This is a genomic window from Sporosarcina sp. P37, assembly GCF_002109365.1.
GTDB lineage: Bacteria > Bacillota > Bacilli > Bacillales_A > Planococcaceae > Sporosarcina.
Genome location: NZ_CP015349.1, coordinates 189,350 through 216,055, shown reverse-complemented (window position 1 = coordinate 216,055; position 26,706 = coordinate 189,350). Strand labels below are relative to the sequence as shown.

Genomic DNA, 26,706 nt, shown 5'->3' with positions numbered 1-26,706 from the left:
TGATGGGAGGAATCAAAATGCTGCAAGTGCAAATACATAAACAGCTGGCCCATTACGAGATGAAAATTGATTTTAAGATGTGCGCGGAAATCCTCGTATTGGCCGGCCCATCCGGTTCGGGAAAGACGACGATTTTAAACAGCATTGCCGGTCTTTCCCATCCTAACCGTGGAATGATTCTGTCTGGTGAACGGGTATTTTATCAAAGCGGCGAAAAACCGATGCCGGCACGAGATCGTCAAATCGGCTATTTATTTCAGGATTACGCATTATTTCCTCATATGACCGTGGAAAAAAACATTTGGTACGGTGTGCAAAAGAAGTTGCGCAAGGATAGTAAAGAAATAATTCATCAGCTTCTTCAGGTGCTGGGGATCGAACATCTGCTGCAAAAATATCCGCATCAAATATCAGGCGGGGAAAAGCAGCGTGTCGGCCTGGCGAGAGCGCTGGCTGCACGGCCGTCTGTTTTATTGCTGGATGAGCCGCTGTCCGCGCTTGATAAAGAAACGCGAAAGCAATGTCAGGATGAGCTGTTGAGACTTCACAGTATATGGAAAATTCCATTCATCATCGTTACGCATGATCTCGAGGAAGCAGAACGCCTTAGCGACCGGATTATTTATCTGGATGAAGGACGGATTACAGATGAAAAGCGGAAAAAGCAATTAGTAGCTGCCCATTAATGCGAACGAAGCCCCAATTCCATCAATTGAGGCTTTTCTTTTACTCAAAAAGCCAGCAACACGCGGTGATAACTTGTATTTAGCTAAGAAAATCGCCATACTAAAGGGTAGCAATGTATCGAAATGGAGCTGAATTCATGGGCAAGAAATTGAACGACCGGAAAGCACAGCATATTCAGATTGTGCTGGACGAACAGGTGACTGGACATACGATCACGACAGGTTTGGAAAATTATCATTTCTTGCATAATGCATTGCCGGAACTGCCGTTTGATGATATTGACATCGGGCAAATATTTTTAGATCAACCTTGTAAAACGCCGTTTTTAGTCAGTTCGATGACAGGCGGTGCAGATTTCGCAAAAACTATTAACCGGAACCTGGCGCTTGCTGCGGAAGACAGAGGCTGGGCACTTGCATTAGGCTCGACGCGTGCCTTAATAGAAAGTGAAGCATTCCGGCCGTCGTTTGCGTTGAGAAAATATGCCCCGACCATTCCGATTATCGCAAATTTAGGCGCTGTACAGCTGAATTACGGATTTTCAGCGGATGAATGCCGTCAAATTATTGACTATACCGGCGCTGACGCACTGGTTCTTCATTTGAATGTTCTGCAGGAAGTGATTCAGCCTGAAGGAAACACCAATTTCAGCGATTTGTTGCTGAAGATCGAAAAATTATGCAATGAATTACGCGTACCTGTCGGCGTAAAAGAAGTAGGGTGGGGAATAGACGGATCTACCGCTAATAAACTGCTGGATGCCGGGGTATCATTCATCGATACCGCAGGCGCAGGGGGAACGTCATGGAGCCAGGTGGAAAAATATCGCACAACGCCAATCAAACAGCAGGCTGCCGATGCATTTAGCGAATGGGGTATTCCGACAGCCGATTCTATACAACTCGTCAAACCCTATATGAAAGAAAAGCTGCTGATTGCAAGCGGCGGAATCCATACAGGCGCAGATGCCGCAAAATGTTTTGCCTTAGGCGCAGATTTTGTCGGTTTTGGCCGGGCTATTTTAGAAGAAGCGACTGTGTCAGCTGAACGGGTTTTCCAGTCAATGGAAATTAGAGAGCTCGAATTGCGAATGGCCATGTTTGCGACAGGCTCAGCGAATATTAATGAATTGCAGCAAACCGATCGATTACAAAGAATAAACCCGTAAATGGACAATTTGCGGGTTTATGACAACTAAGGAGGAAATAATAATGTGGAAATTAGTGAACGGGAAAATGATTCAGACAACAGATGAAACGCGAGTTAAATTTCGAACAAACATCAGCAAGGAAATCTTGGAGCAATTAGAAGCATTATCAGAAGAACATAATACATACAGTAATTATTTATTGGAAAATGGATTACTGAATGTATTAGCTGCTGGAAATATTGAATACGATAAAAATTTACGGCCGACAGATCGTATTCAGTACAAAACAACATATGACCAGGAATTGCTGGAATCGGTAAAACAGCTGGCGAAAGATCATAAATTATTTATTAATGATGTAATTGAGTATAGTGCAGGGTTTATCAACACAGAAGATGTTAAAAGAAGAGAACATAAAAATCGCTTGGAAAGCTAGGGCGAGAAGGCTGCGGTGAGAATAGAATATGTATGGATCGTAGAACGCCCCGAACATAATATAAATTATAGGAAGTTATGTATCAGTGCTAAGTATACTTGAGATAGTGAGATAAAATCGGATTTTTCATGGATTTATCCTTAATCACACAATGAATGATTATAATACATTATTGCGTATTTTACGAGCGAATGTTCTGCAGTTCAGCGATTGATCTGCAATTTGACCAATCGCTGCAGTTTTTTCTGATTTTTGAACAGCAGTCTGTCATTCATTACATTCTAACCAATTCTGCATGCGCTGATAGATATTCTTTGACGGTTTTGATGCGCCTCTTTCGATATTGCTTATATAGGACGTGGAGATGTTCAATTGATCAGACACATCCTCCAATGTGTATCCGAGCTGCCGGCGCTTCTTTTTAAATTTGGCTCCAATCTCTCTGTCAGTCTCATCCTTCCCTGCTGCCGGCGTAAGGCGTGCCGCGCCGGCCTTTTTTCGCTCAATCGGCTGATAATAGCTGATAATTTCGTCAGGCGGTGCGATGATAATGGTCGTCTCCAGCCAGATCCGCAGCCATCCTTTCTTCGTCATGCTCTCTTCATTCCATTGGTTGTATTGCCAAAACGTAATAATCCCTTCGTCTTCCAATGAATCAAGGGCTTTTTCGAAACGGTCTCGAATGCGTGAAGGTGTCTGCGAATCCGCCTGTACGCCAATTTTTTCAAGTAGCGTACTGACTTTATGCGGCTGCAGATAGCCGGCATTGCGTGCCTGGGTTCGCCAGCGCCAGCTGATATAGCGGATCAGCTTCTTTTCCCATTTCTGTTGGTGCGGATTAAATTCAATTGCCTGATTCGGCAATAATTTTACTTGTCTTGCCGATCCTTGTAAAAAATGATCAAATACATCGCCAATTGCCATATAGATAGTGTCAGGTATCGTTTCAGCTGTAAATAGATACGGGCTGCCATCCTCATGAAAAAATTCGAATACGCGCCCTTCCATACGTTTGCTGACGGGTTTTCCTTGTTCGTAGATCCGTACGCTGTCCATTTCAATCCATACATACTGAATAACAGAAAGCGCTTTCAATAGACGGATGCGCTGTTCTCTTTCATAACCCCCGCGCCGGCCTGTTCCGCCCAATTTTGTTTTCAATCCCCGGATTTTCAGTAAATCATCCAGACGAATTTCTGTGCGGCCGTCTGTTTGCGACTGCGCCAAATACATATGGCATAGCGAGTCCAGTACATCCACATCAAATTCTGTCAGACTTGCGGCATACTCTCGTGCTTTTGCCAAACTGCCTGCGTTTTTTTCCTTATCCGGCGGCATCAAATATAACGAGCCTGAAAGCGTCGCATTTTTAATTGATGCCTGCGGCCACTCATCCGATGCGCATTGAAACTTTTGGTTGGAGATCGCTTCCGTTACGAATTGATAAAGAGCATTGCTCATGACGGTGAGGTGATTGGATTTTGCTTCAGTTTCCACCGATTGATGGTCAGCTAAACGGGCTCCATCACCGAATAATTCATTAATTTGTTCCATGGAGTCTTTCTCTAATTCAAACAGCGCAAGAATTTCAGACACCATTTTTTCAATATACAGATTGACATCTGCTGTGAATGCATTCAGGAAGCTGTCATCGGAAGCAAAGCTGGCATTCAGTTTTTCCAAAAACAAAAGGTTCAGCTCTTCTCTATCCATGGCATTCAGCTTGCCGTAACCGTATTCTGTTAACAGTTGATTTACCGTATGATTCAGCAGATACGTTCTATACCACGTGCTGAACACACTCCAGGCTTTTTCTTCGTTAAGCCGGGCATGTGAACTCAGCATAGTTTCATACTTGCGGTATAACTTATTGATTATTTCCCATTTAAGCGTCGGCTTATTTTCGAGCAGCGGTGTCAGATGACTTTCATACGTTCTGAAGAACTTTGCTGTCATAAATTCAGTTACTTTTGCCAGCAGTTCGTATCTGGCGTTCAAGCGCAATTTAAAAAACAATTGAATATTTTCCTCATAGTTTTTCTGCCTGACAATAAATGTTTCGTTTTTGACTCTGGGAAAAATTCGGTTTGTATCAATTTTATTTCGGACTTTTTTACTTGGGAAGTTCATTAAATAGTTGTAATCAAAGAAATTAGGCTGGCGATCGTACATGACGATTACCTGGAAGCGGTCGATTTTTTTGGCAATGTTTACATGATCAGTCAATTCATCAGTATTATCATTCAACAGCAAATCATAATTCATCAAACCTATTCCTCCCGGTGTACCGTAATTTTGATTAGTATACCATGAATTCAGAAAATTCCCTATTCAATTATAGTAACAGAGCGTGTTGCCGGATTTGGAGAGTTGCATGAAAAAGCAGCCGGAATGTTCATTTATTGAACATTCCGGCTGCTGTGTGCATTTGCTGATTACTGAATAACTGCACCTTCTAATTTCAACTCTTCAATCAGCAATGGAAGAACTTCAAACAGATCGCCGACAATTCCGTAATCTGCTATGTTGAAGATGTTCGCTTCTGCATCACTGTTAATTGCTACGATGACTTTTGAGTTGGACATGCCGGCCATATGCTGAATAGCTCCGGAAATGCCGACTGCAATATAAAGATCAGGTGTAACCACTTTTCCTGTTTGACCAATCTGCAGGGAGTAATCGCAATAATCGGCGTCACACGCGCCCCGTGAGGCTCCTACAGCGCCGCCAAGCAAGTCTGCCAGCTCATACAACGCCTGGAAGCCTTCCGCGCCCTTAACGCCACGCCCGCCCGCTATAACGACTTTCGCTTCCGATAAGTCGACACCTTCATTTTTTCGGCGGATGACTTCTTTTACAATTGTGCGCAGATCTTTCACATCCAGCTCTAAGGCTGATACTTCACCCGTACGGTTTGGGTTATATTCAAGCGCTGGTATATTGTTCGGACGGATCGTTGCGAAAAGCAGGCCTTCATCTGTTATAACTTTCTTTTCGAATGCCTTGCCTGAGTAGATTGGCCGCGTAAACATTATGTTACCGTCTTCTTTTTCGATTGCCACAGCATCCGAAATTAAGCCCAGTTCCAGACGGCCTGCAATTTTAGGTGTTACGTCTTTACCGACTGATGTATGGCCCATCATGACGCCGGACGGATTTTCTTTCTGCATAACTTCCAGAATGACTTGCCCGTAAGCTTCTGATGTATAATTATTCAAGTTCGCATGTGCGACCGTAATGGCACGGTCTGCACCATAGCGGATCATTTCTTCTGCCGGCTGCTGCAAATTCCCGCCGCCCATCACAAGGGCTACAATTTCTGCATCGGCATCTACTTGTTTCGCAGCCGCGATTGTCTCGTAACTTACTTGACGGAGAACACCTTGCTGTAATTCTCCGATGACCAGTATCTTTTCACTCATAATAAAACTCCTTTCCGTCCGTGGGTGTTTAGAGTACTTTTGCTTCTTTCGTCAATAAGCTGACCAATTCTTTTACCTGGGCTCCTGTCTCGCCCGCCAGAATACGCCCCGCCTGTTTTTTGGGCGGCATGAAGACCGCGACTGTTGCCGTTTTGGCCCGCACATCTTCTTCATCGAGATCCAGATCGTCCAGTTCCAATTGCTCAAGCGGCTTCTTCTTCGCTTTCATAATACCCGGCAGTGATGTATAGCGCGGCTCATTCAACCCCTGCTGACAAGTTACGAGCAGCGGGAGAGGAACTTCAATTTTCTCGAGATCCCCTTCGACATCTTTTTCTATCTTCGCTGTGCCGTTTTCAATTTCCAGTTTGACGGCAGTCGTGATAAAAGGCATGTCTAAACGTTCTGCCAGGCGGGGACCGACTTGTCCGCTCGCCTCATCAATTGCCACATTGCCAGCTAAAATCAAGTCTGCTTCCTTTCCTTCAAAGAACTTCTCCAGAATTTTCGCTGTTGTGAACTGGTCACCTTCGTCCAGATCCGCATCTGTGTCAATGAGAACTGCATCATCCGCTCCCATCGCCAATGCCGTGCGAAGCTGCTTCTCTGAAGACTCATCCCCAACCGTCACGACAGTTACCGTACCGCCGTGCTGATCGCGCTGAAGAATCGCTTCCTCTACCGCATATTCATCGTACGGATTGATAATGAACTCCGCACCGCTTTCATCAATTCGGCCGCCCGACACAGAAATTGTTTCCTCTGTGTCAAATGTTTTTTTCAGCAAGACATAAATATTCATGGTAAAGTCTCCTCTCTATACGTTACAGCGAAATTTATTTTATCCCTTCTGCTTTCAATGGTTTCGGAACTACACGGGTATCGAGTAAATCTTCTTCACTTGTATGAATGCCGGGGATCGCCCGCGGAATCAATGGTAAGAGCAGTAATGCAATGATGATGAAACCGATGATCACCCAAGATGTATTCACTACGGCCGCCACATTGTTGCCGCTTGCACTAAATATGGAGAAAGCAACCAAGGCAAACGATGCGCCCATTCTCTGTGCAAGGTTTTCAATAACCGTATTCGTAAAAGTCACCACATTCATCCGTTCCACTGAAGCTTTAGAAACGATCAGCCCCTTGACAACAGGCGTTTGGAATCCGACCCCAATCCCGACGAAACTCATTGAGATGAACAGATACGCAAATGATGTCGTTAGGGTAACGAAATTCAGCATGATGATTCCCGAAGCGAAGATGAGAATACCGAAACCGATCACGAGACGTGCAGACAATTTTTTGATGATCCTGCCGCTTACATAAGCCGCAGCCGATGTACCGAGGAAAACTGCCATCTGCAGAAAACCGACCGTAGTGGCCGCCTTGCCCTGGACGTTCTGTACGAAGAATGTCAATAAGTACATTACGCCTGTATATCCAAGGAATATAAACACAGCAATCATTGTAGGTGCCCAGAAGTTCCGGTTGACGACATACTCCATATCAAGCAGCGGAGCTTTTTGCTTTTTCTCTACAAAGACCAGAATCAGTAATGCAGCAGCAAAAACAAGCAGTGACGGGATCCACATTCCTGATTCAATACCATAGCTATTGATGAATGTCGGAATTGTCAACAGACTCACTAACAGAAGAAGGACGAAAATTAGACCGAGCACATCCAATTTTTGACGTGCCTGCACTTTCACGTGCGGAACAAAAGTGAATAATGCGATCCCTACGCCGCCCAGCAGCGCAGTGAACAGGAAGCTTGCTTGCCAGTTGACCGCATCGACAATCATTCCGCTCAATACCGGACCGAATACCGAACCAATAGTGATGAATGCGGCAAATGTCCCCATAGCTTTTCCGCGCTGTGTTCCGACCATGTACTTCCCCGCATAAGCAAATCCCGATGGCGCAATCGCCGCTCCGGAAATCCCTTTAAAGAACAAACCGAGCACGAGCACCCAGAAAGAAAATGAGAAAGCCACCAGCACGGAACCGATGATCATAAACACTCCGCCGATCATTAGGACAATTTTTATTCCGAACGAATCCCCGATCCATCCGAGCAGCGGCTGAAAACCCGTCAGCCCGACAGCCAGACCCAGCTGCATCCATACCGCATAACCCGGCGCCAGATTAAATTCTGCAATCATATGCGGATATGCGGGGAGATGCGTTGCTAAACTGAACATAATAAAGAACGCTCCAAAACTGATGAATAAAAAACCTCTAGTAATCGACTGATCCTTCCATGCCGTTTCACTCATAAAATGGCCTCCCTTTATCGATCATGTAATAGTTTGAAAGCTTTATTCATTATGCCGTATTTAGTCAGGGTCTACAGTGAAGATCTGCAGAAGATGTTTCAGGTATATTTGCACCCGGAACACTCTTGCCGCAGATTATGTCCGGCTCATCAGCCGATATTGATGACACAGGCTTTTTCCTGTGTATAATCGAGAATTGAATCTGTTCCATAGCCGCTTTCCTTCATTCCGCTGAACGGCAAATCCGCTCCTACTCTAGCGTACGTGTTGACCCATACATTGCCGGCCTGCAGCTTATCGATCATTCGGTGAGCCAAACCAAGGTTTTGTGTCCATACACCCGCTGCCAGACCGAAATTCGTGTCATTTGCGATTTGTACAGCTTCTTCTTCCGTATCAAACGGAATAGCGACCGCCACAGGCCCAAAGATTTCTTCACGGGCCAGTTTCATACTGTTATCCGCCACCTTTACAAGTGTAGGCTGAACCCAGTAGCCGTCAGCAAATTCCGGCTGGCCAGGCAACACTTCGTTTCCGCCGTATTTTCCGCCGAACACTATTTCATAGCCCTCGTGTGATGCCTCATCAATGTAAGAGCAAACAGACTTATACTGTGATTCATTGGCGATGGGCCCCATCGTGTTATTCGTGTTTAGTATATCGCCGTGCTTAACGAATTCACTATCTGTCATTAAATCCTTCAGCCGTCCGATCACTTCATCATAAATGCTGCGCTGGATAAGCATACGCGAGCCCGCCACACATAACTGTCCGGAGTTGCGAGTGAAGATTCCATGAATCAGACCGTATACTGCCTGATCAATATTTGCGTCTTCAAAGACGATATTCGGGGACTTGCCGCCGAGTTCAAAAATTAATGACTTCGGTGAATGAGCGGTCGCTTTCGTGATGCGTTCCGCTGTCGCTTTTGAACCTGTCAAACTTACCTTATTTACTTCTTTGTGACCTACCAGGTAATCTCCAATTTCTCTGCCAGCACCTGAAATGACATTGAGCACACCCGGCGGCAGAATTTGTGAAATCAGTTCGCCGTACCGCAGCGAACCGACTGCCGCACTTTCAGATGGTTTAATAACGACCGTATTGCCCGCCGCGAGCGCATAGGCTGCCTTAATGGTGAATGTAAACAGCGGTGCGTTCCAGGGCAGGATTAAGACTGCCACTCCGTAAGGCTTGCGTGCTGTAAATCCGAAATCACCCGCACCCATCTGGACAGTACGGCCCTGAGAACCCACTAATGATGCCGCACCTGCCGCGTCATACCAAATTTGCTTCAATACTTCCGCTAAATAGCCATACTCATCAAGCACCCAGCCATTATTTCGTGTTTCCAGTTCCAGCAATTCCGCAGCATACTCGGGAATCATATCCCCAATCTTACGCATATAGTCACCGCGTGTACGGGCCGGCAGATCCGCCCAGTCTGCAAACGCCCCGCGTGCTGCCTGGATCACCATCTCCGCATCTTCTTTTTTACTGGAAGGAATCATGGCCCACACTTTCCCGGTGGACGGATCGATACTGTTTGTCACAGCGCCGTCTTGCGCTTGCATCGTCTTGCCGTTAACGACATTGCCATAGGTCTTCACTTTGGATCTCTCGGTTACATTCGTCATATACTCTCCTCCTTCTGATTACCAGCCCAGTGACGTGACTACTTTTTCCTGATAGAAAGGGGTTGAACCCAGATATTGATCATAATAGCGTGCGCGTTTTACATATAAATGGCAATCGATTTCTTCCGTGAATCCGATTCCGCCATGAATTTGAATGTTTTGAGCAGATGCTTCGATGAATTTCTCTGTTGTGTACGTACGTGCACTGTATACTGCCGCTTCCCGGTCTGCTTCATCGGTGTCTGCCACCCAGTTTGCGTAATAACTTAAAGACCGGGCAATTTCCAAATGCACTTTCATATCTACAATACTGTGTTTGATTGCCTGGAATCGTCCGATTTTCTGACCGAACTGCTCACGGATATTTGCATAGTCCGCCGCCATGCTGACCACACTCTCCATCGCGCCGACCATATACGAACTGAGAGCTGCGTTGAAATACAGCAGACCTTCCTGCAAATTAGCCCAGCCCTTATCCGCTTCGCCTACGATTTGCTCTTCCGTAATCGTATAATCGGTAAAGTCTAGTTTCGCCACGTGCTTCGCTTCATCAAAAGACGCCTGTTTTGTTATTGACAGCTCATCTGTCTTATCGATCAGCACAAGCGCCAAACCGTCTTCCTGATCGCCGCTCGTCCGGACCAGCAGCAGGAATGCCTCTGCGAGTTCTGCTTCAGGCACGAGAAGTTTTGTGCCGTTCAATACGTACTGCCCATCTTTTTGCTGCAAAGTACATTGAATCCCTTGCGGAGAAAAGTCATGGAACGGCTCAAGTGCCGCAAAGGAGATATGTGTTTCCCCCGCCGCAACAGCAGACAAATAATTTTGCTTTTGTGCGTCTGTCCCGTATTTCTTCAGTATTGGCACTGCGAGCGCATTCGTTTCCATGAACAAGCCGGGAACGAGAGACCGTCCGAGTTCTTCGTACGTTGGAACCAAGTCAAGTGATTCGAGATCCAGTCCGCCATACTCCTCTGGAATATTGATGGCCGTACACCCAAGTTCCGCCAATGTATGATAAAGTTTCTTCAAATTTTCCGGTTTGTTTTCAATCATTTCGCGTGCCACTTGCGTACCGCCGAACGTATCCAGCATTTTCCGGATATGTCCGCGGAACGTTTCTTGATCTTCAGTCAGTGAAAAATCCATTTTGCATCCCCCCGTCTATTAACGTCCCATGTCTTTGGGCAGTCCAAGCACTCTCTCACCGATTGTGTTCCGCTGCACTTCACTAGTTCCTCCGCCAATCGTTTGACCGAATGAAGCCAGGAATAAACTTTGCCACTTAGAATCGGCCGGTGCATCCTGATCCCACAGCACACCATGGTGCCCTTGGATCTCTACCGCAAATGAAGACAATTCTTTGTTGAGCTCACTGACAACCAGCTTATCGATCGAACTTTCCGGACCGGGCCGCCCATTCTTTAACGTGGTCGTCAGGTTTCTGTAATAATTCAGCAGTGATCCGCGAATACGTGCGTAGAAGCCCGCCATCTTCTGTCTGATCATCGGATCCTGAATTAATGGCCGTCCGTTAATTTTGTATTGCTGAGACATTTTGACTGTATCGTTAAACTGCTGTTCGAGCGTGAACAGCTCCGCACCAATTCCCGTACGTTCATGCAGCATGAGCGCGATTAATACGTGCCACCCTGAATCCAGCTGGCCGACGATATCTGCGTCGGTCGCTTCCGCATCCGTCAAATACACTTCGTTAAATTCTTTATGTCCATCCATTTGGACAATGGGCAGTGTTTCTACTCCCGGCTGGTCCATATCTATCAAGAATACTGTGATGCCGCGGTGCTTCTTTTCAGGATGATTGCTCGTTCTGGTCAGCAGGAAGCATTTATCCGCCACATGACCGAAGCTCGTCCAGACTTTTTGTCCGTTGATCAGCCAGCGGTCTCCGTCTTTCACAGCACGTGTTTTGATGGCCGTCAAGTCGGATCCGGCGTTAGGCTCTGAATAGCCCTGACACCATATTTCTTCACCTGTAAGGATTTTCTTCAAGTATTTCTCTTTTTGCTCGTCCGTACCCATATCGATTAACGTAGGACCCACCATATGGATACCTATGTAGTTAATCAGCGGCGGTGCTTTGACTCTGACCATCTCCTGATGATAAATAATCTCTTCCATCAGGCTGGCATCCCGTCCGCCATATTCTTTTGGCCAGGCGATGGCTGCCCATCCGCCCTCGTACAATTTATTTTGCCAATCACGCAATACACGTGAATATTCTTCGATATCTTCCGGTAAGTCCCGCTTGCCTTCCAGCCATCCTTCCGGGAGGTTTTTTTCAAGCCACGTCCGCAGTTCGGTTCTGAATTTCTCTTCCTTTTTTGTAAATGTGAAATCCATGATTCATCATCCTTTCTTCCGCGTCTGTCGATCAGTTCGTAACAGGCTGCCATTGCGGCAACGCGCGGTCTTCTGTAATATCAACCCACGTCATTTGAACCGGCATGCCAATCTGCACATCTTGTTCATCGCAATTCAGAATATTTCCCATGATCTTCACTTCCGGCACACGGTCCAGCTGCGCCAACGCAATAATTGTTGGCAGTTCATCCTGGAAGCCGGGCAGGAATGGACGATAAGATACGACATAAGAATAGACGGTCGCTTGCACATCATTCCCCATCTTTTCCCACCCTACATTTGCACTTCCGCAATTTGCGCATGTCGGGCCGGGCGGCTGCGAAAACGTCCCGCAGTCATTACATTTTTGCAGTACGAGCTCATGCTTATCCGCTGCATCCCAGTACGCTTGATTGTCTTGATCTTTCAATGGAATCGGTTTTTGGTACGTCATACTATTCCTCCTAGTTTCGTAAAATCATCGCGCCTGCAATATCCGGACCGGCCCAGCCGGTACAAATGCCGATCTTGCAGTGTTCTACTTGGCGATCAGTTCCTTCATAGTCATGGCGCAGCTGTCTGACGATTTCGATGGCATTATTCATTCCGTGCGTATAGCCTTCAGACAGCATGCCGCCTGCTGTATTGGTTGGCAATTTTCCGCCCATCTTTAAATTTCCTTGTGCAACAAATTCTCCAGCTTCCCCGCGTTTCGCAAAGCCATACGCTTCCAGCTGGCGCAGCACTACCCAGCTGAAACAGTCATAGATGGCGGCAACGTCGATATCTTCCGGAGTCACACCTGCATTTTCATACAGCTCTTTCGCTACGTAATCGGAAGCTACCTGATCAATATCGTTCCAATAATGCGCGTGCGGATGACATTGTCTTGCCGACATGCCCATAATGTAGACGGGTCTTGACGTACAGTTTTTCGCGTTCTCCGCAGAGGTTACGATCAGCGCATTTCCTTCATCCAGCTCCAGGCAGGAATCATGAATGTTAAAAGGCGAACTGATATCCGGTGTTGCCAGATAGTTTTCCATCGTCAGCGGCTTGCCGTGAAGAAACGCTTTCGGATTGCGCTGTGCATGCTCATAAAAACTCAAGCACACGTGTCCGAGATGTTCTTTTGTTGTACCTGTTTCATGCATATGACGCATGGCATACATTCCAAACCACTGGGACGGGCTCGCCGATCCATAAGGAATCACGAAACTTCCGCCTGCAAGAGCACCTTGAAGCATATCGGGATCATAGCCGCGTCCTACACGCGTGCCGGAACTGCCGTTTAATGAACGGTAGATCAACACTGTATTCAGCTGGCCCGCCTCAATGAGTGCCACCGCATCTGCAATCAGCATCTCAGTACTTGCTCCGCCGCCCTGGATATCTTTGACGTATTTTGGCCGCACACCGAGATACGTCGCCAATTGGTGGGACGTACAGGAGTCTCCTTCGTTATAGTTCATGAATCCGTCGATGTCTGTTGCTTTCAAACCTGCATCTTTAATCGCTGCATTTGCCGCATCGAGCGCTAAGTGAAGAGGCGTTGTTCCCGATTTTCTTGAGCGTTCACTTTCTCCTACGCCGACAATGGCATAGCGGTCTTTTATAGTTCCCATAAATAAATTCCTCCTATTTCCCAATTGCTTTTACGTAAGTTGTAAAATGGCACTACCGGAACCGACTGCTCCCCCAGATATCTTCTCGGCTGTCAGGTCCAGAGCGATGCACCGCTTGCCGTCTTCCTCATATATCCGTTCCACTGTACCCGTGCAGCGGATTTCGTCGCCCGGTACAGTCATTTTGCCAAAACGCATCTTGATCGCTGAGACTTGTGCTTCTTTGCCTGCAATCTTCATGACGTATTCGCCAAGGAAGCCCATGATCAGCATGCCGTGTGCAATGACACCCTCCATGCCTATTTTCTTCGCGAATTCATCGTCCAGGTGCAGCGGATTAAAATCTCCGGAAGCACCTGCATACTGTGCAAGCTGCACTTTCGTAATCGGCGGTTTCACCATCGGTTCAAGTTTCTGGTCTACAGTCAGCTCTTCCAACACCCAATCTTTGATCATATGACGTCCCTCCTGTCAGTTCGCCGGTGAGCGATAGACGATATTCATCCGGCTGATACAAACCAGATCGCCTGTTTCGTCTTTCATTTCCGTATCAAGTTTTAAAAACTGCATTTTCCCGCTTTTACCTTCTTTGTCATACAGATCGCTTACTTTGATCTGGCAGCGCAGCCGGTCGCCAATGCGGATCGGCTTGTAGTAAAGAAACTCCTGCTCGCCGTGCAGCATTCTGCGCTGGTCGAGATGAAGCGGCATTTCCGTCTTTCCGTCATTTATCGCAATCGGAAATGTCGGCGGCACGATCAGTCCTTCGTACGCTGATTGCTTTGCGTAACTTTCGTCCGTATAGAGTGGATTATCGTCTCCGATTGCAGCTGCGAATTGACCGACATGCCGGCCTTCTACTTCAAACACATACTCATCGCTCGTTAAACCAATGACGCTGTGATCCAAGTTCATTTTTTATCCTCCCCACGCATTACTTTGTAATAATTAGTGCATCTGCCGCTATAATGCCTTTCTCGTAGACAATTAACGGATTGATGTCAATTTCTTTGATTTCATTAGAATAATCTTGAATCAATTCAGATACTTTCAGCAGCACATCGATAATCGCTTCTTGGTCGACCGGCTTTTTATTTCGTACACCTTTTAATAACTCATAGCCTTTCAGACTTTTCATCTTATCGATTGCATCTGCTCTGGTGATCGGCGCAACACGGAACGATACATCTTTAAACACTTCAACGAATACACCGCCGAGACCGAACATGATAACCGGGCCGAATGTCGGATCATTCGTGACGCCTACAATGACCTCTACGCCTTCTGGCAGCATTTCCTGCACAGCCACACCGTGAATTTCGGCTGCCGGACAGTTCGCGGCCGCATTATGACAGATCTCCTCATACGCCTTTCTGACTTCTGCCGCATTTTTTACGTTTAATCGGATGCCGTCTACTTCGGTCTTATGGGGAATATCAGGCGAATCGATTTTCAGCACGACAGGATATCCAATGCTCTCCGCACACGCCACTGCTTCTGCTGAAGACTGTGCGAGTGCGCGTCTTGCAGTAGGAATTCCATATTCATTCAAAATCGCAGCAGACTGTGATTCACTTAATGTCTGATTTTCCGGGAATAAATGGCGGATGTTCGTTTTATTGACTTTCTCCGGTTCGGCCTGCGTTTTTCGTTCTCTAGCCTTATCGCACGCTTCTCTGTACTCTGCCAGCTTTGCCAGCGAGCGGATAGGATCCATATCACCTCTTACAAACGGAATGCCATGGTCTTCCAGATACTGGACTCCTTTTGGAACGGACATGCCTTCAAGCGGGAACGTAGTCACGAGAATGAACTTATCGGAGTTCTCGCAAAGCGCAACAAATTCCTGCAGTTCGGGTGTGTTTTCATCCCAGTGCATAGGGAATTCAGAAAAAATGATAATATCTGTCTCCGGATCATTGACCAGTACTTTTAACGGCTCCACAAACAGCTGCGGGTGGGTGATGGATGCTGCGGCTGTCAGATCAATCGGGTTGGAAGCGCTTGCGTAACCAGGAATATTTTTTTCAATTGCCTGTTTTATTTTGTCGCTCAGGGGATGGATAGTCAGGCCGAATGATTCACAGCGGTCAGCTTCATTGATCCCTCTTCCGCCGGAGCTTGTAACAATTACGGTATTTCTTCCCGCCGGCATTTTATTCGACATGAACAGTTTTGAGAAAGAAATGATGTCATTGTAATCATCAGCGCGGACAATGCCGGTTTGTTTGAAGAATCCGTCATACACTTGATCGGCTCCCGCTAATGAACCTGTGTGTGATGCCGCGGCACGGCTTCCTGCGCTGCTCCGTCCGGATTTCATGATGACGATCGGTTTGTTGATTTCAAGAGCAAACTTCGCAAGCTTCCGCAGCTTCTCCGGATTTTTCTCTCCTTCCAGATATCCGCTCGCAATTTTCGTGTACGGATCATGCAGCATATACTCGATCACGTCGGAAAAAGCCACATCGACTTCATTGCCAACGCTGACGAAATAGTTGAATGTCAGTCCTTGCTGGGCAGCCGCGATATATGTCAGTACACCAAATGCTCCACTCTGTGTTACGAAGCCTGCTTCCCGTTTTTTATTTAGCGGCATATTCGTCAAGCCCGGTGAGAATGTGCCCATTAAGCCGTTTGTTGTGTTAAGCAAACCGACACAGTTCGGACCGATAATCCGGATATTGTACGTGTCAGCCAGTTCTTTCAGGCGGTCCTGTGCAGCTATGCCTGCTTCTCCGATTTCAGAGTATCCCGCCGCGAAGACGATGGCTGCTTTGACACCGCTTTCACCGCATTCAATTAAACATGTCTCCACTTGATCAATTCCGACACAAAGGATGGCAAGATCTACTTGATCCGGCACATTCTTAACACTTGGATAACACGTCAAGCCTGCGATTTCCTTGGCACTGCGATGAATCGGGAAAATATCCCCTGTAAATCCGCCGTCAAGCAGCGCCTTGAGCTGCAAGTACCCTATTTTATTTGTATTTTCCGAAGTTCCGAGTACGGCAATCGTGCGTGGATGGAATAATGGATCCAATTCTGCATTCAATCTAGTTTTTTCATTCATCAGTTTCATCATCACTTCACCTCTGACGCTTATATTTTGTCTAACTTGTATAGAATCATAGCAAACGGTTTTATTTTCTATTTTTATTTTTTAAGGATTAAGTAATTAATGTTATTAGTGCTGGAAAAATAATGAGTGGCCTTGCTGAAGCGCTGGCAATACAAGGTTTTTTGTTTTCAATATATTCTGAACGGTATAAACAAACCCGACTTTCGCGGGGGATGACCGCGACATTGGAGACAGATCACCGCTCTTTTAACGGATTACACAGGCTATTGTTCTTATATAGAGCTAACACTGAATATGTGCGTCACTGGAGTACATAAAAGGAGCAGCGGACGCATCGGGAAGGCGGCACGTTCCTGTGCAAATGAGATTTCCCGTCCTGTTTTCTGCACAACATCCGAAACATAAAAAAAGAGCCGCCACAGCAAGTCGTCATATAACGACTTGCCGGGCAGCCCGCATGGATCAGCTTATTTACTTTCTTTCTTTATTGTGGAAACTTGTATGACTTTACCACTTTTTGCTTCATCAACTACGGCGCTGCCTGTAGATTGACGATTGGTATTTTTCAAAGCCATTGGATCCACTTCAATTTTCTCGTTCTTTTCAGTCAGCAAGACCATTTCCTCATCGTCTTTTACTGCTTTCATATCAACAATCCGGTGTGGGTTAGATTTTAGCTCTTTTACTATCGTCACGCCGCGGAGTGCTCTAGAGCTGACTTCAAACTCTGATATATTCATTCGCTTTACTGATCCGCGCTGTGTGGCCAGAAAGACATTCTTCGTTTGCGGTGTAATTACTTCAAACGCCGCCAGCTCGTCTTCAGGCTTTAAGTTGATGCCTTTGACACCGGCTGTGCGAATACCCGTAACCGCGAGCTCAGACAATGCAAACCGCAGCGAATAGGCTTGCCTGCTGGCCAATAAAATATCTTCTTCGCCTGTTATTATGCGGGCACCGACGAGCCGGTCATCCTTTTTAACATTCATCGCTCTGAATGAACGGTTAAAACGCTGTACTTGGAAATCCGTCAGTTTCGAGATTTTTACATTGCCGTTCGATGAAGCGGTCAATATACTCTGTTCTTCATCAAACTTGTCAAGGCCTATGACGTCCACCAGCTCTTCGCCCGGCTCCATGCCGACGATACTGGATATATGCTGACCCAGATCACGCCAGCGGATGTCCGGCAGCTCGTGAACCGGCTGATAGATATAATTGCCGAGAGAGGTGAACAGCAGCAAGTGATGCTGCGTGTTCATCGCTGATTCAAGCAGATTATAATCCGATTCTCTCATTTCCTGGCCTTTTCCGTTCGACGCCGAATAAGAGCGCATGCTGGTGCGCTTAATATATCCGCCTTTTGTGACGGAGACCATTACTTCTTCACTCGGAATCAGAATATCCAGATCCACTTTCAGCTCTTCGATTTTCTCCTCGATTACTGAACGTCTTGATTCGGCGAATTGCTTGCGGATCGCCTTGATTTCTTTTACCAAAACCGCCTTTAATTTGGATTCACTCGCGAGGATCTCTTCCAATTCTGTAATCATACTGCGCAGTTCTTCTTCCTCTTTTTTCAATTCCGTAATATCGGTATTGGTCAGGCGATATAACTGCAAGGAAACGATAGCCTCCGACTGAACTTCCGTGAAGTCAAACGCGTTAACCAAGTTTTGTTTGGCGTCCTTCTTATCTTTTGACGCACGGATCGTCTTAATGACTTCATCAAGGATCGATAATGCTTTGATTAGGCCGTCTACGATATGCAGCCGTTCCTTTGCCTTGCGGATATCGAATACAGAACGTCTGGTAATGACATCTTTCTGGTGATCGATGTAGGCATCAAGCAGCATAGGAAGTGACATGAGCATCGGACGTCTGCCAGCGATTGCAATCATATTGAAATTATACGTAATCTGAAGGTCGGTATGTTTCAATAAATACTGCATGATGGCTGTGCCGTCTATTTCCTTCTTCAGTTCGACGACGATGCGCAGTCCGGTACGGTCGGATTCATCCCGAATTTCTGCAATGCCGTCCAATCGGCGGTCATGGCGCAATTCATCCATTTTCTTCACTAAGTTAGCTTTATTGACATCATACGGAATTTCCGTAATAACGATCTGTGATTTGCCTGCTTTCAGCTGTTCAATTTCCCACTTTGCCCGGATAATGAAACGCCCTTTGCCTGTCTCGTAAGCAGTGCGAATTCCATCCGTTCCCTGGATAATAGCTCCTGTCGGAAAATCCGGCCCCGGAATGACCGTCATCAGCTCATCTACACTGACATTTGGCTTTTTCAGCCGCATCAGAACGGCATCGATGACTTCATGCAGTGCGTGCGGCGGTATGTCGGTCGCATATCCTGCAGAAATACCTGTGGATCCGTTCACCAGCAAGTTCGGAAAACGTCCCGGCAAGACAGTCGGCTCCAGCTCCGTATCATCGAAGTTAAATGCGAAATCTACGGTTTCTTTACGGATATCGCGCAGCATTTCACTCGCGATAGCAGAAAGCCGTGCTTCCGTATAACGCATCGCAGCTGCAGAGTCTCCGTCAATTGATCCGTTGTTTCCTTGCATATCCACCATTTCATGGCGCAGTTTCCATGACTGGCTCATCCGCACCATCGCATCGTATACGGACGTATCACCGTGCGGGTGATAGTTACCGATGACGTTACCGACCGTTTTAGCGGACTTACGGAACGCCTTGTCATGTGTATTGCCTTCGTGGAACATCGCATATAAAATACGGCGCTGCACCGGCTTTAATCCGTCCCGGGCATCCGGAATCGCACGGTCTTGAATAATATATTTACTATAACGCCCAAAACGGTCACCAATTACTTCTTCCAAGGGCAGATCTTGAAAAGTTTCTGAATGGGTCATTCCATATCCCCCTCAACATGTATATACGCATTGTCTAGAATATTATGTTCTTCAATCAAGCCGAAATCGACGTTTTCTTCAATCCATTTACGGCGCGGTTCGACTTTATCACCCATCAGTGTTGTGACGCGGCGCTCGGACTTCGCACCATCTTCAATCGTTACACGAATCAGCGTGCGCGTGGCCGGATCCATCGTTGTTTCCCATAATTGATCCGCATTCATCTCACCGAGACCTTTATAGCGCTGAAGCATATAGCCTTTGCCAACCTTTTCAATTGCTTCTTCGAGATCATCATCCGTCCATGCGTAGGCCAGCTTTTCACTCTTGCCGGTGCCTTTAAACACTTTGAATAATGGCGGCAGTGCAATATACACTTTCCCCGCTTCGATCAGCGGCTTCATGTAACGGTAGAAGAATGTCAGCAGAAGCACTTGAATATGCGCACCGTCCGTATCGGCATCGGTCATGATGATGACTTTGTCGTACGCCGCATCTTCAATTTGGAAATCTGCGCCGACGCCGGCACCGATCGCATGGATTATTGTATTAATTTCTTCATTTTTCATGATATCTTCAAGTTTTGCTTTTTCCGTATTGATCACTTTACCGCGGAGCGGCAAAATGGCCTGGAACGTACGGTCTCGTCCTTGTTTTGCTGAACCGCCTGCCGAATCACCCTCAACTAGGTATAATTCATTCTTCGCTGCATTGCGCGACTGGGCCGGCGACAGTTTACCGGACAGCAGTGTATCAGACTTTTTGCGCTTTTTACCAGAACGTGCTTCTTCCCGCGCCTTACGTGCTGCTTCTCGGGCCTGATGCGCACGAATTGCTTTACGCACGAGATTCGCGCTCAGTTCTGCATTTTCTTCAAGGAAATACAGCATTTTTTGCGATATGACAGCGTCTGTCACTGTCCGCGCTTCACTGGTGCCCAGTTTTCCTTTTGTCTGACCTTCAAACTGCAGAATTTCTTCTGGTATACGCACAGAAACAATTGCCGCAATCCCTTCACGAATATCCGCGCCGTCGAGATTTTTATCTTTTTCTTTCAGCAAGCCTGACTTGCGTGCATATTCATTCACCACACGTGTCATCGCAGCTTTCGCACCGGTTTCATGCGTCCCGCCGTCTTTCGTCCGTACGTTGTTGACGAATGAAAGTATCGTTTCAGCATAGCCGTCGCTGAACTGGAAGGCAAATTCGACTTCAATGCCATCGTTTTCGCCTTCAAGATACGCCACCTCATGGAGCACTTCTTTTTCTTCATTTAAATACGCAACAAACGCTTCAATACCTGACTCATAATGGAAGACATCGTGCTTATCTGTGCCTTCTTCTTTCAAGGTAATCTTTAAACCTTTCAACAGAAAAGCAGACTCACGCAATCTCTCTGCCAGTGTGTCGTATTGATATTTGATTGTGGAGAAAATTGTCGTATCCGGTTTAAAATGAATAGCTGTGCCTGTTTCCTTCGTTTTGCCGATCTCTTCAAGTGTCGTAACCGGCTTACCCCCATTTTCGAAACGCTGAAGGAATTTCTTGCCGTCCCGGTAAATCGTCACTTCAAGCCATTCTGACAATGCGTTGACAACAGATGCACCAACGCCGTGCAGGCCGCCGCTTGTTTTATAGCCGCCCTGTCCGAATTTACCGCCTGCGTGCAGCACAGTCAAAATAACTTCTGCCGTCGGTTTGCCCGACTCATGCTTGCCCGTCGGCATGCCGCGCCCATAATCCCGCACACTGACGCTGCCATCTTTATGGATCGTTACATCGATTTCATTTCCGAAGCCTGCCAGCGCCTCGTCCACTGAGTTATCGACTATTTCATACACTAAGTGATGCAAGCCTCGCGTATCGGTAGAACCGATGTACATTCCCGGTCTTTTCCGTACCGCCTGCAGACCTTCTAAAATTTGAATGGAACTGTCATCATACGTATTTTGTATTTTCTGTTTCGTCAAAATGAAACCCCCGTCAAACAAATGTTCTCTTATTTTCATCATACAACTTCTGATAAACCTTGTCAAATCAACGTTTTGTTTCAGCTCAACCTATTGTATAGAAGAAATGTAAGGATTGCAATGCGGAAACGGTGACATCGTTAGGAACGATTTATCCGAATAACGGTTTCGCGCCTGCTCTTTCGCATTCGCTGAAATTCTATTATTGTCCGTCCCTTATGCATCTGCTACACTTATAAACAAACAGTCAATCTTGCACAAAGGGGTTCGCTATGGAAAATTACATTATCATTCTGACAGCCTATTTGCTCGGTTCGATCCCTTCCGCACTATGGATCGGCAAGCTATTTTATAAGACCGATGTCAGACAGCACGGCAGCGGAAATATGGGTGCCACTAATACGTTCAGGGTACTCGGAAAGAAAGCGGGCATTGTCGTCACACTGCTCGATATCTTTAAAGGAACGGCAGCTGTTCTGTTACCGCTGTTGCCGTACTTTCAGGAGACTACGATTCATCCGCTGGCACTCGGCATTGTAGCGGTGCTCGGGCATATCTTCCCTGTTTTCGCGGGTCTGCGCGGCGGAAAAGCTGTCGCAACTTCAGGCGGTGTCTTACTGGGCTATAACTGGCCTATTTTCTTACTTGTCATCATTACGTTTTTAATTGCGCTGAAGCTGACAAAGATGGTATCGTTGACGTCCATCATCGTCTCAGTTCTCGGGCCCGCCTACTGCTTTATTTTCTACCTGATGGGCGGAGATCTGTATTTATTCTTAGTGGTTTCTCTGATGGGCTTCTTTATTTTCTATCGTCATCGCGCCAATATTGCCCGTATTAAAAACGGAACCGAACCAAAAGTGAAGTGGTTATAGGTGTCACTACTGGAAAGGATGTATGCTGCATGAATATTCATATTTCCGAACAAGCAGTTCAATGGTTTGAGAACGAAATGGAAGCTGCTGCAGGCGATTATGTAAAGTTTTTCGCGCGTTACGGCGGTTCGAGTCCTCTGCATGAAGGATTTTCCATCGGAATTACGAAAGAAACCCCTGACGAACCGGTTGCCGAAAAGGTCATCAACGATGTTCATTATTATGTGGAAGAGCGGGATCTTTGGTTTTTTGATGGACATGACCTGCATGTCGATACGGATCCGGCAAGCGAAGAGTTATCTATCCACTACCGCGTTTCGTAATCGCAAATGAAATGGTAAGCACAGCTCCTATAGGGAGTTATGCTTACCATTTTTTAATCGTGTTAATTGGTGTAATTGCTCCTCCTGCTTCAAAATATCTACTTGACGTTTCCCCATCAGGTCAAAATGCGGATATTCTTCGCGCGCATGAATCCATTCCGGCTTTAACCCATATTGTCTGCCCCACTCCGCGAGTGTCCCGATATCGCTGCATCCGACTTTCGTCACTGTATTAATATCCGGAAATCGGTCATCAAGCCAGTAATGAGTCAAAAAAGCAATCTCCCCGCGTTTCACCGCACTCTTCCACTCCCGCAATTGCCGCCGGTTGATTCCAAATGCCATCAGCTGTTCCCCCGCTGAATTTCCAAATAAGCAGCGTCCCACTCCGGATGAATTTTACGCAATGAAACGGGCCGGAAACTGTCTTTCTTCACGAGCACATGCTCTGAAACAGCCGTTGCTGCAATACTTCCGTCCGCATGCAAAATTTCATAGCCATAGACTGTACGAAGCTTGCCATGGGATTCTACCCATGTCTTCACGGTAATCGTCTCACCATATGTAATCGACGTCTTATATTTCACAGACAGCTCCGTTACAGGCGATAGGTAGCCGTCGCGTTCAAGCTGCGCATATTCGTACCCCAGGTCTTTAATAAGCGTTGTACGTCCGATTTCCATCCAAATTAAGTAGTTGGCGTGATAAACAACGCCCATCTGATCCGTTTCTGCATAACGGACCTCAATTTCTTTTTCACTGGAAAACATGTGATCACCTCATGAACTAGTATAGCGAACTGGAAAATGGATTGCTTGAAATACACATTTCATGAAAAGAGTTTTATTTGTTTCAGGTCAAACTCAAGGAGGCGCCGGAGGGCAATGAGCGGCTATGAAGCATGTATGATCGCTTGCAGACTGTGATAGAGCAGCTGCGCGTCTTCATAGAGCGCTTGTCTGTCGCTATAGAGAGGTTTGCCGTGAACGATGAGCGCTTGCGATGGACATATGATCGAGTGCCGCACCGCCTTTGCTCGCCATCAAAAAAGAATGCCCGGCTAAGCCGGACATTCTGATCAGCGTATAATTATTTTGCTGCTAATTTATTACGTAGAACCATTTGAAGGATTCCGCCGTGACGGTAGTAGTCCACTTCAACTTCAGAGTCGAAACGAGCCAATACTTCAAATTCTGTTTCCTTGCCGTCTGGAGCTTTCGCTGTAACTTTAAGGATTGAACGCGGTTTTACGCCTTCTGCGATATTCACACAGATTTCTTCTTCACCAGTTAAGCCTAGAGACTCAACGTTTTCACCATTGATGAACTGAAGTGGAAGTACACCCATCATCACTAGGTTAGAACGGTGAATACGCTCGAAGCTTTCTACGATAACTGTTTTGATGCCAAGCAAGTTTGTACCTTTTGCCGCCCAGTCACGTGAAGATCCCATTCCGTAGTCTTTACCGCCAAGTACTACTAAGCCAGTTCCGTCTTGCTGATACTTCATAGCTGCATCATAGATCGGCATAACTTCTTTAGTTGGCCAGTACGTAGTGAATCCACCTTCAGTGCCTTCTGCGATCTGGTTACGAATACGGATATTCGCGAACGTTCCGCGCATCATCACTTCGTGGTTACCGCGACGTGATCCGTAAGAGTTAAAGTTACGCGGCTCTACGCCGTTTTCACGCAGGTAGATTCCTGCAGGTGTGTTCAAACCGATAGCTCCGGCAGGTGAAATGTGGTCAGTTGTGATAGAATCACCGAACTTACCGATTACACGCAGGCCTTCAAGCGGCTCAATATCAGCCGGTTCTTTCGAAAGATTTTCGAAGAATGGCGGGTTTTGGATATATGTTGAACTCTCATCGAAATTGTACAGAGAATCATCTGTTGTTTCAATTGCGTTCCATGCTTCGTTTTCTGTGAATACACGAGCATATTCTTTGCGGAACAATTCAGGTGTAACTGTTGCATTCAATACATCATTTACTTCTTGAGTAGAAGGCCAGATGTCTTTGAAGAATACATCGTTACCGTCTTGGTCCTGTCCGATTGGATCTTTAGCAAAGTCAATGTTCACTGTTCCAGCCAGTGCATATGCTACAACCAATGGAGGTGAAGCCAAGTAGTTCGCTTTCACGAATGGGTGTACGCGGCCTTCAAAGTTACGGTTACCTGAAAGGACAGATGTTACTAGAAGGTCTTCGTCACCAATTGTTTTTTCGATTTCTGGAAGTAATGGACCGGAGTTACCGATACATGTAGTACATCCGTAACCTACTGTGTTGAATCCGATTTTATCCATATAATCAGACAGACCAGAATCATTCAAGTAGCCAGTTACAACTTTTGAACCTGGCGCCAATGAAGTTTTAACGTATGGCGGAGGTGTCAGTCCTTTTTCAACAGCCTTCTTCGCAACCAATCCAGCCGCCAACATTACGTATGGGTTAGATGTGTTTGTACAAGAAGTGATAGCTGCGATTGCAACGTCACCAGTCTTCAATTCTACTTTACGTCCGTCTTCGAACTTGATCGTACCTTTTTTCTCAAGCTCTTTTGGTGTCAGACCAAAGCCTTGTGTTCCTTCTGGAGCTACAACTGCGTCTTTGAAAGACTGTTGCATTTCAGTCAATGGAATCAAGTCTTGCGGACGTTTAGGGCCTGATAGATTTGCAGCGATATCGCCAAGGTTGATTTCTACAACTTTAGTGAACGTCGGCTCTTCCTTTTCAGGAGTGAAGAACATGTCGTTTTCGATCAAGTATTGCTTAACTACCGCAATATGCTCTTCGTCGCGGCCTGTTAAACGCATATAGTTAAGTGATTCTTCGTCAACCGGGAAGAATCCGCAAGTAGCACCGTATTCAGGAGCCATGTTTGCGATTGTTGCACGGTCAGCAAGCGGTAATTTAGAAACACCAGGGCCGAAGAACTCAACGAATTTACCTACAACGCCTTGTGCACGAAGAGTTTGAGTTACTTTAAGCGCTAAGTCAGTTGCAGTTGTTCCGTCCGGAAGATCTCCAACTAGTTTTACACCGATAACTTCTGGAATTGGGAAGTATGAAGGCTGTCCAAGCATGCCAGCTTCAGCTTCAATACCGCCAACGCCCCATCCAAGTACACCGATCCCGTTGATCATTGTTGTGTGGGAGTCAGTTCCTACTAATGTATCCGGGTATGTTTCGAATGTTCCGTCCTCGTTTTCAACCGCATGAACAACGTTAGCCAGATATTCAAGGTTTACTTGGTGAACGATACCAGTTGCAGGCGGTACTGCACGGTAGTTATCGTATGCTTTTTGTGCCCAGCTCAAGAACTGGTAACGCTCAGCATTACGTTCGAATTCAAGTTCCATGTTCTTTTGCAGAGCTTGCTGTGTACCATAGCTGTCTACCTGTACGGAGTGGTCAATTACAAGATCCACTGGGATTTCAGGGTTGATCTCGTTTGGATCTCCGCCCAGTTCGTTCATTGCAGAACGCAATGAAGCCAAGTCCACTACTACAGGAACTCCTGTGAAGTCCTGAAGGATTACGCGTGATGGTTTGAATGGAACTTCAGCATCTGCGTTTTGCACAGTGCCCCATTTCGCTAAATCTTCAACGTGATCGTCTTTAATCACGTATCCGTCATGCTGACGAAGTACTGATTCTAGTAACACTCTCACTGAATAAGGAAGTTTTGAGACTTTTGTGATGCCTGCTTCTTCTAAAGCTTTCAAACGGTAGTAGTTATACGTCTTGTCGTTTACTTTGAAAGACTGACGGCTATTATGCAAATTGCTTTTTGCCATGATTTGATTTCCTCCCTTTATGTACTGAAAGATAAAAATGCACATCTTTCCTCTATTCCATCTTAGTATAGCAAAGAACAATAGTAAAATACATATAAATTATAAGCAGACATAAGAAAATGTGATGACTAATTGAAATATCATTAAGAATTCTC

General features: G+C 46.3%; 22 protein-coding genes. 5 read left to right on the top strand and 17 right to left on the bottom strand.

Translation table 11 applies throughout. The features are described 5' to 3' along the window. Window positions 1-17 precede the first annotated feature (17 nt). From SporoP37_RS01225 to SporoP37_RS01215, 3 genes are all read left to right on the top strand, one after another. Window positions 18-686, top strand: coding sequence for an ABC transporter ATP-binding protein (locus SporoP37_RS01225; RefSeq protein ID WP_085430009.1), 669 nt, complete (start codon window positions 18-20; stop codon window positions 684-686). A 137-nt stretch (window positions 687-823) separates the two neighbouring features. After that, a complete protein-coding gene (fni, locus tag SporoP37_RS01220; protein WP_085430008.1) occupies window positions 824-1,855 on the top strand; it encodes a type 2 isopentenyl-diphosphate Delta-isomerase in 1,032 nt (343 codons plus the stop codon). 43 nt (window positions 1,856-1,898) lie between these two features. Then, window positions 1,899-2,273, top strand: a complete 375-nt coding sequence (locus SporoP37_RS01215; RefSeq protein WP_085430007.1) for an rRNA methyltransferase — start codon at window positions 1,899-1,901, stop codon at window positions 2,271-2,273. A 267-nt stretch (window positions 2,274-2,540) separates the two neighbouring features. Here SporoP37_RS01215 and SporoP37_RS01210 read toward each other — a convergent pair whose 3' ends face one another. The 14 genes from SporoP37_RS01210 to parE form a co-directional block, all read right to left on the bottom strand. After that, window positions 2,541-4,538: a helix-turn-helix domain-containing protein gene (locus SporoP37_RS01210; protein WP_085430006.1), complete on the bottom strand. Its 1,998-nt coding sequence runs from the start codon at window positions 4,536-4,538 to the stop codon at window positions 2,541-2,543. Between the two features lie 170 nt (window positions 4,539-4,708). Beyond that, window positions 4,709-5,695, bottom strand: coding sequence for an electron transfer flavoprotein subunit alpha/FixB family protein (locus SporoP37_RS01205; protein WP_085430005.1), 987 nt, complete (start codon window positions 5,693-5,695; stop codon window positions 4,709-4,711). 28 nt (window positions 5,696-5,723) lie between these two features. After that, window positions 5,724-6,497, bottom strand: coding sequence for an electron transfer flavoprotein subunit beta/FixA family protein (locus SporoP37_RS01200; protein WP_085430004.1), 774 nt, complete (start codon window positions 6,495-6,497; stop codon window positions 5,724-5,726). Between the two features lie 34 nt (window positions 6,498-6,531). Continuing rightward, window positions 6,532-7,974, bottom strand: coding sequence for an MFS transporter (locus tag SporoP37_RS01195; protein ID WP_085430003.1), 1,443 nt, complete (start codon window positions 7,972-7,974; stop codon window positions 6,532-6,534). Window positions 7,975-8,123: 149 nt separating this feature from the next. Next, window positions 8,124-9,611: an aldehyde dehydrogenase family protein gene (locus SporoP37_RS01190; RefSeq protein WP_081241974.1), complete on the bottom strand. Its 1,488-nt coding sequence runs from the start codon at window positions 9,609-9,611 to the stop codon at window positions 8,124-8,126. A gap of 18 nt (window positions 9,612-9,629) precedes the next feature. Then, window positions 9,630-10,760 (bottom strand): acyl-CoA dehydrogenase family protein, encoded by a 1,131-nt coding sequence (locus SporoP37_RS01185; RefSeq protein WP_085430002.1) that lies wholly within the window; start codon window positions 10,758-10,760, stop codon window positions 9,630-9,632. An 18-nt stretch (window positions 10,761-10,778) separates the two neighbouring features. Then, the gene (locus SporoP37_RS01180; RefSeq protein ID WP_085430001.1) at window positions 10,779-11,975 is read right to left on the bottom strand and encodes an acyl-CoA dehydrogenase family protein; all 1,197 of its coding nucleotides are present in this window, start codon (window positions 11,973-11,975) and stop codon (window positions 10,779-10,781) included. 31 nt (window positions 11,976-12,006) lie between these two features. Then, on the bottom strand, window positions 12,007-12,429 hold the full coding sequence (locus SporoP37_RS01175) for a Zn-ribbon domain-containing OB-fold protein (protein ID WP_081241971.1): 423 nt from the start codon (window positions 12,427-12,429) through the stop codon (window positions 12,007-12,009). Between the two features lie 10 nt (window positions 12,430-12,439). Next, on the bottom strand, window positions 12,440-13,600 hold the full coding sequence (locus tag SporoP37_RS01170; RefSeq protein ID WP_085430000.1) for a thiolase C-terminal domain-containing protein: 1,161 nt from the start codon (window positions 13,598-13,600) through the stop codon (window positions 12,440-12,442). A 30-nt stretch (window positions 13,601-13,630) separates the two neighbouring features. Continuing rightward, window positions 13,631-14,056: a MaoC/PaaZ C-terminal domain-containing protein gene (locus tag SporoP37_RS01165; protein ID WP_085429999.1), complete on the bottom strand. Its 426-nt coding sequence runs from the start codon at window positions 14,054-14,056 to the stop codon at window positions 13,631-13,633. A gap of 15 nt (window positions 14,057-14,071) precedes the next feature. Then, window positions 14,072-14,515 (bottom strand): FAS1-like dehydratase domain-containing protein, encoded by a 444-nt coding sequence (locus SporoP37_RS01160; RefSeq protein WP_085429998.1) that lies wholly within the window; start codon window positions 14,513-14,515, stop codon window positions 14,072-14,074. Between the two features lie 19 nt (window positions 14,516-14,534). Beyond that, window positions 14,535-16,685, bottom strand: coding sequence for an acetate--CoA ligase family protein (locus tag SporoP37_RS01155; protein WP_335697517.1), 2,151 nt, complete (start codon window positions 16,683-16,685; stop codon window positions 14,535-14,537). Window positions 16,686-17,152: 467 nt separating this feature from the next. Then, window positions 17,153-19,579 carry a DNA topoisomerase IV subunit A gene (gene parC / locus SporoP37_RS01150; RefSeq protein WP_085429997.1) on the bottom strand — a complete coding sequence of 809 codons (2,427 nt, stop codon included), beginning with the start codon at window positions 19,577-19,579 and terminating at the stop codon, window positions 17,153-17,155. Further along, window positions 19,576-21,591, bottom strand: a complete 2,016-nt coding sequence (gene parE / locus SporoP37_RS01145) for a DNA topoisomerase IV subunit B (RefSeq protein ID WP_231293270.1) — start codon at window positions 21,589-21,591, stop codon at window positions 19,576-19,578. The genes parC and parE overlap by 4 nt, the downstream gene beginning before the upstream one ends. A 230-nt stretch (window positions 21,592-21,821) precedes the next feature. Here parE and plsY point away from each other — a divergent pair, with 230 nt between their 5' ends. Together plsY and SporoP37_RS01135 are read left to right on the top strand one after the other, a co-directional pair. Next, entirely contained in the window at window positions 21,822-22,424 is a 603-nt protein-coding gene (plsY, locus tag SporoP37_RS01140; protein ID WP_081241966.1) for a glycerol-3-phosphate 1-O-acyltransferase PlsY, read from the top strand. Between the two features lie 29 nt (window positions 22,425-22,453). Beyond that, the gene (locus tag SporoP37_RS01135) at window positions 22,454-22,747 is read left to right on the top strand and encodes a HesB/YadR/YfhF family protein (RefSeq protein WP_085429996.1); all 294 of its coding nucleotides are present in this window, start codon (window positions 22,454-22,456) and stop codon (window positions 22,745-22,747) included. Window positions 22,748-22,774: 27 nt separating this feature from the next. Here the strand turns inward: SporoP37_RS01135 and SporoP37_RS01130 are convergent, their stop codons facing one another. From SporoP37_RS01130 to acnA, 3 genes are all read right to left on the bottom strand, one after another. Next, the gene (locus SporoP37_RS01130) at window positions 22,775-23,092 is read right to left on the bottom strand and encodes a hypothetical protein (RefSeq protein WP_081241964.1); all 318 of its coding nucleotides are present in this window, start codon (window positions 23,090-23,092) and stop codon (window positions 22,775-22,777) included. Next, window positions 23,092-23,517, bottom strand: a complete 426-nt coding sequence (locus SporoP37_RS01125; protein ID WP_081241963.1) for an acyl-CoA thioesterase — start codon at window positions 23,515-23,517, stop codon at window positions 23,092-23,094. Before SporoP37_RS01125 ends, SporoP37_RS01130 begins: the two co-directional genes overlap by 1 nt. Window positions 23,518-23,836: 319 nt before the next feature. Continuing rightward, window positions 23,837-26,551 carry an aconitate hydratase AcnA gene (acnA, locus tag SporoP37_RS01120; RefSeq protein WP_081241962.1) on the bottom strand — a complete coding sequence of 905 codons (2,715 nt, stop codon included), beginning with the start codon at window positions 26,549-26,551 and terminating at the stop codon, window positions 23,837-23,839. Window positions 26,552-26,706 lie beyond the last annotated feature (155 nt).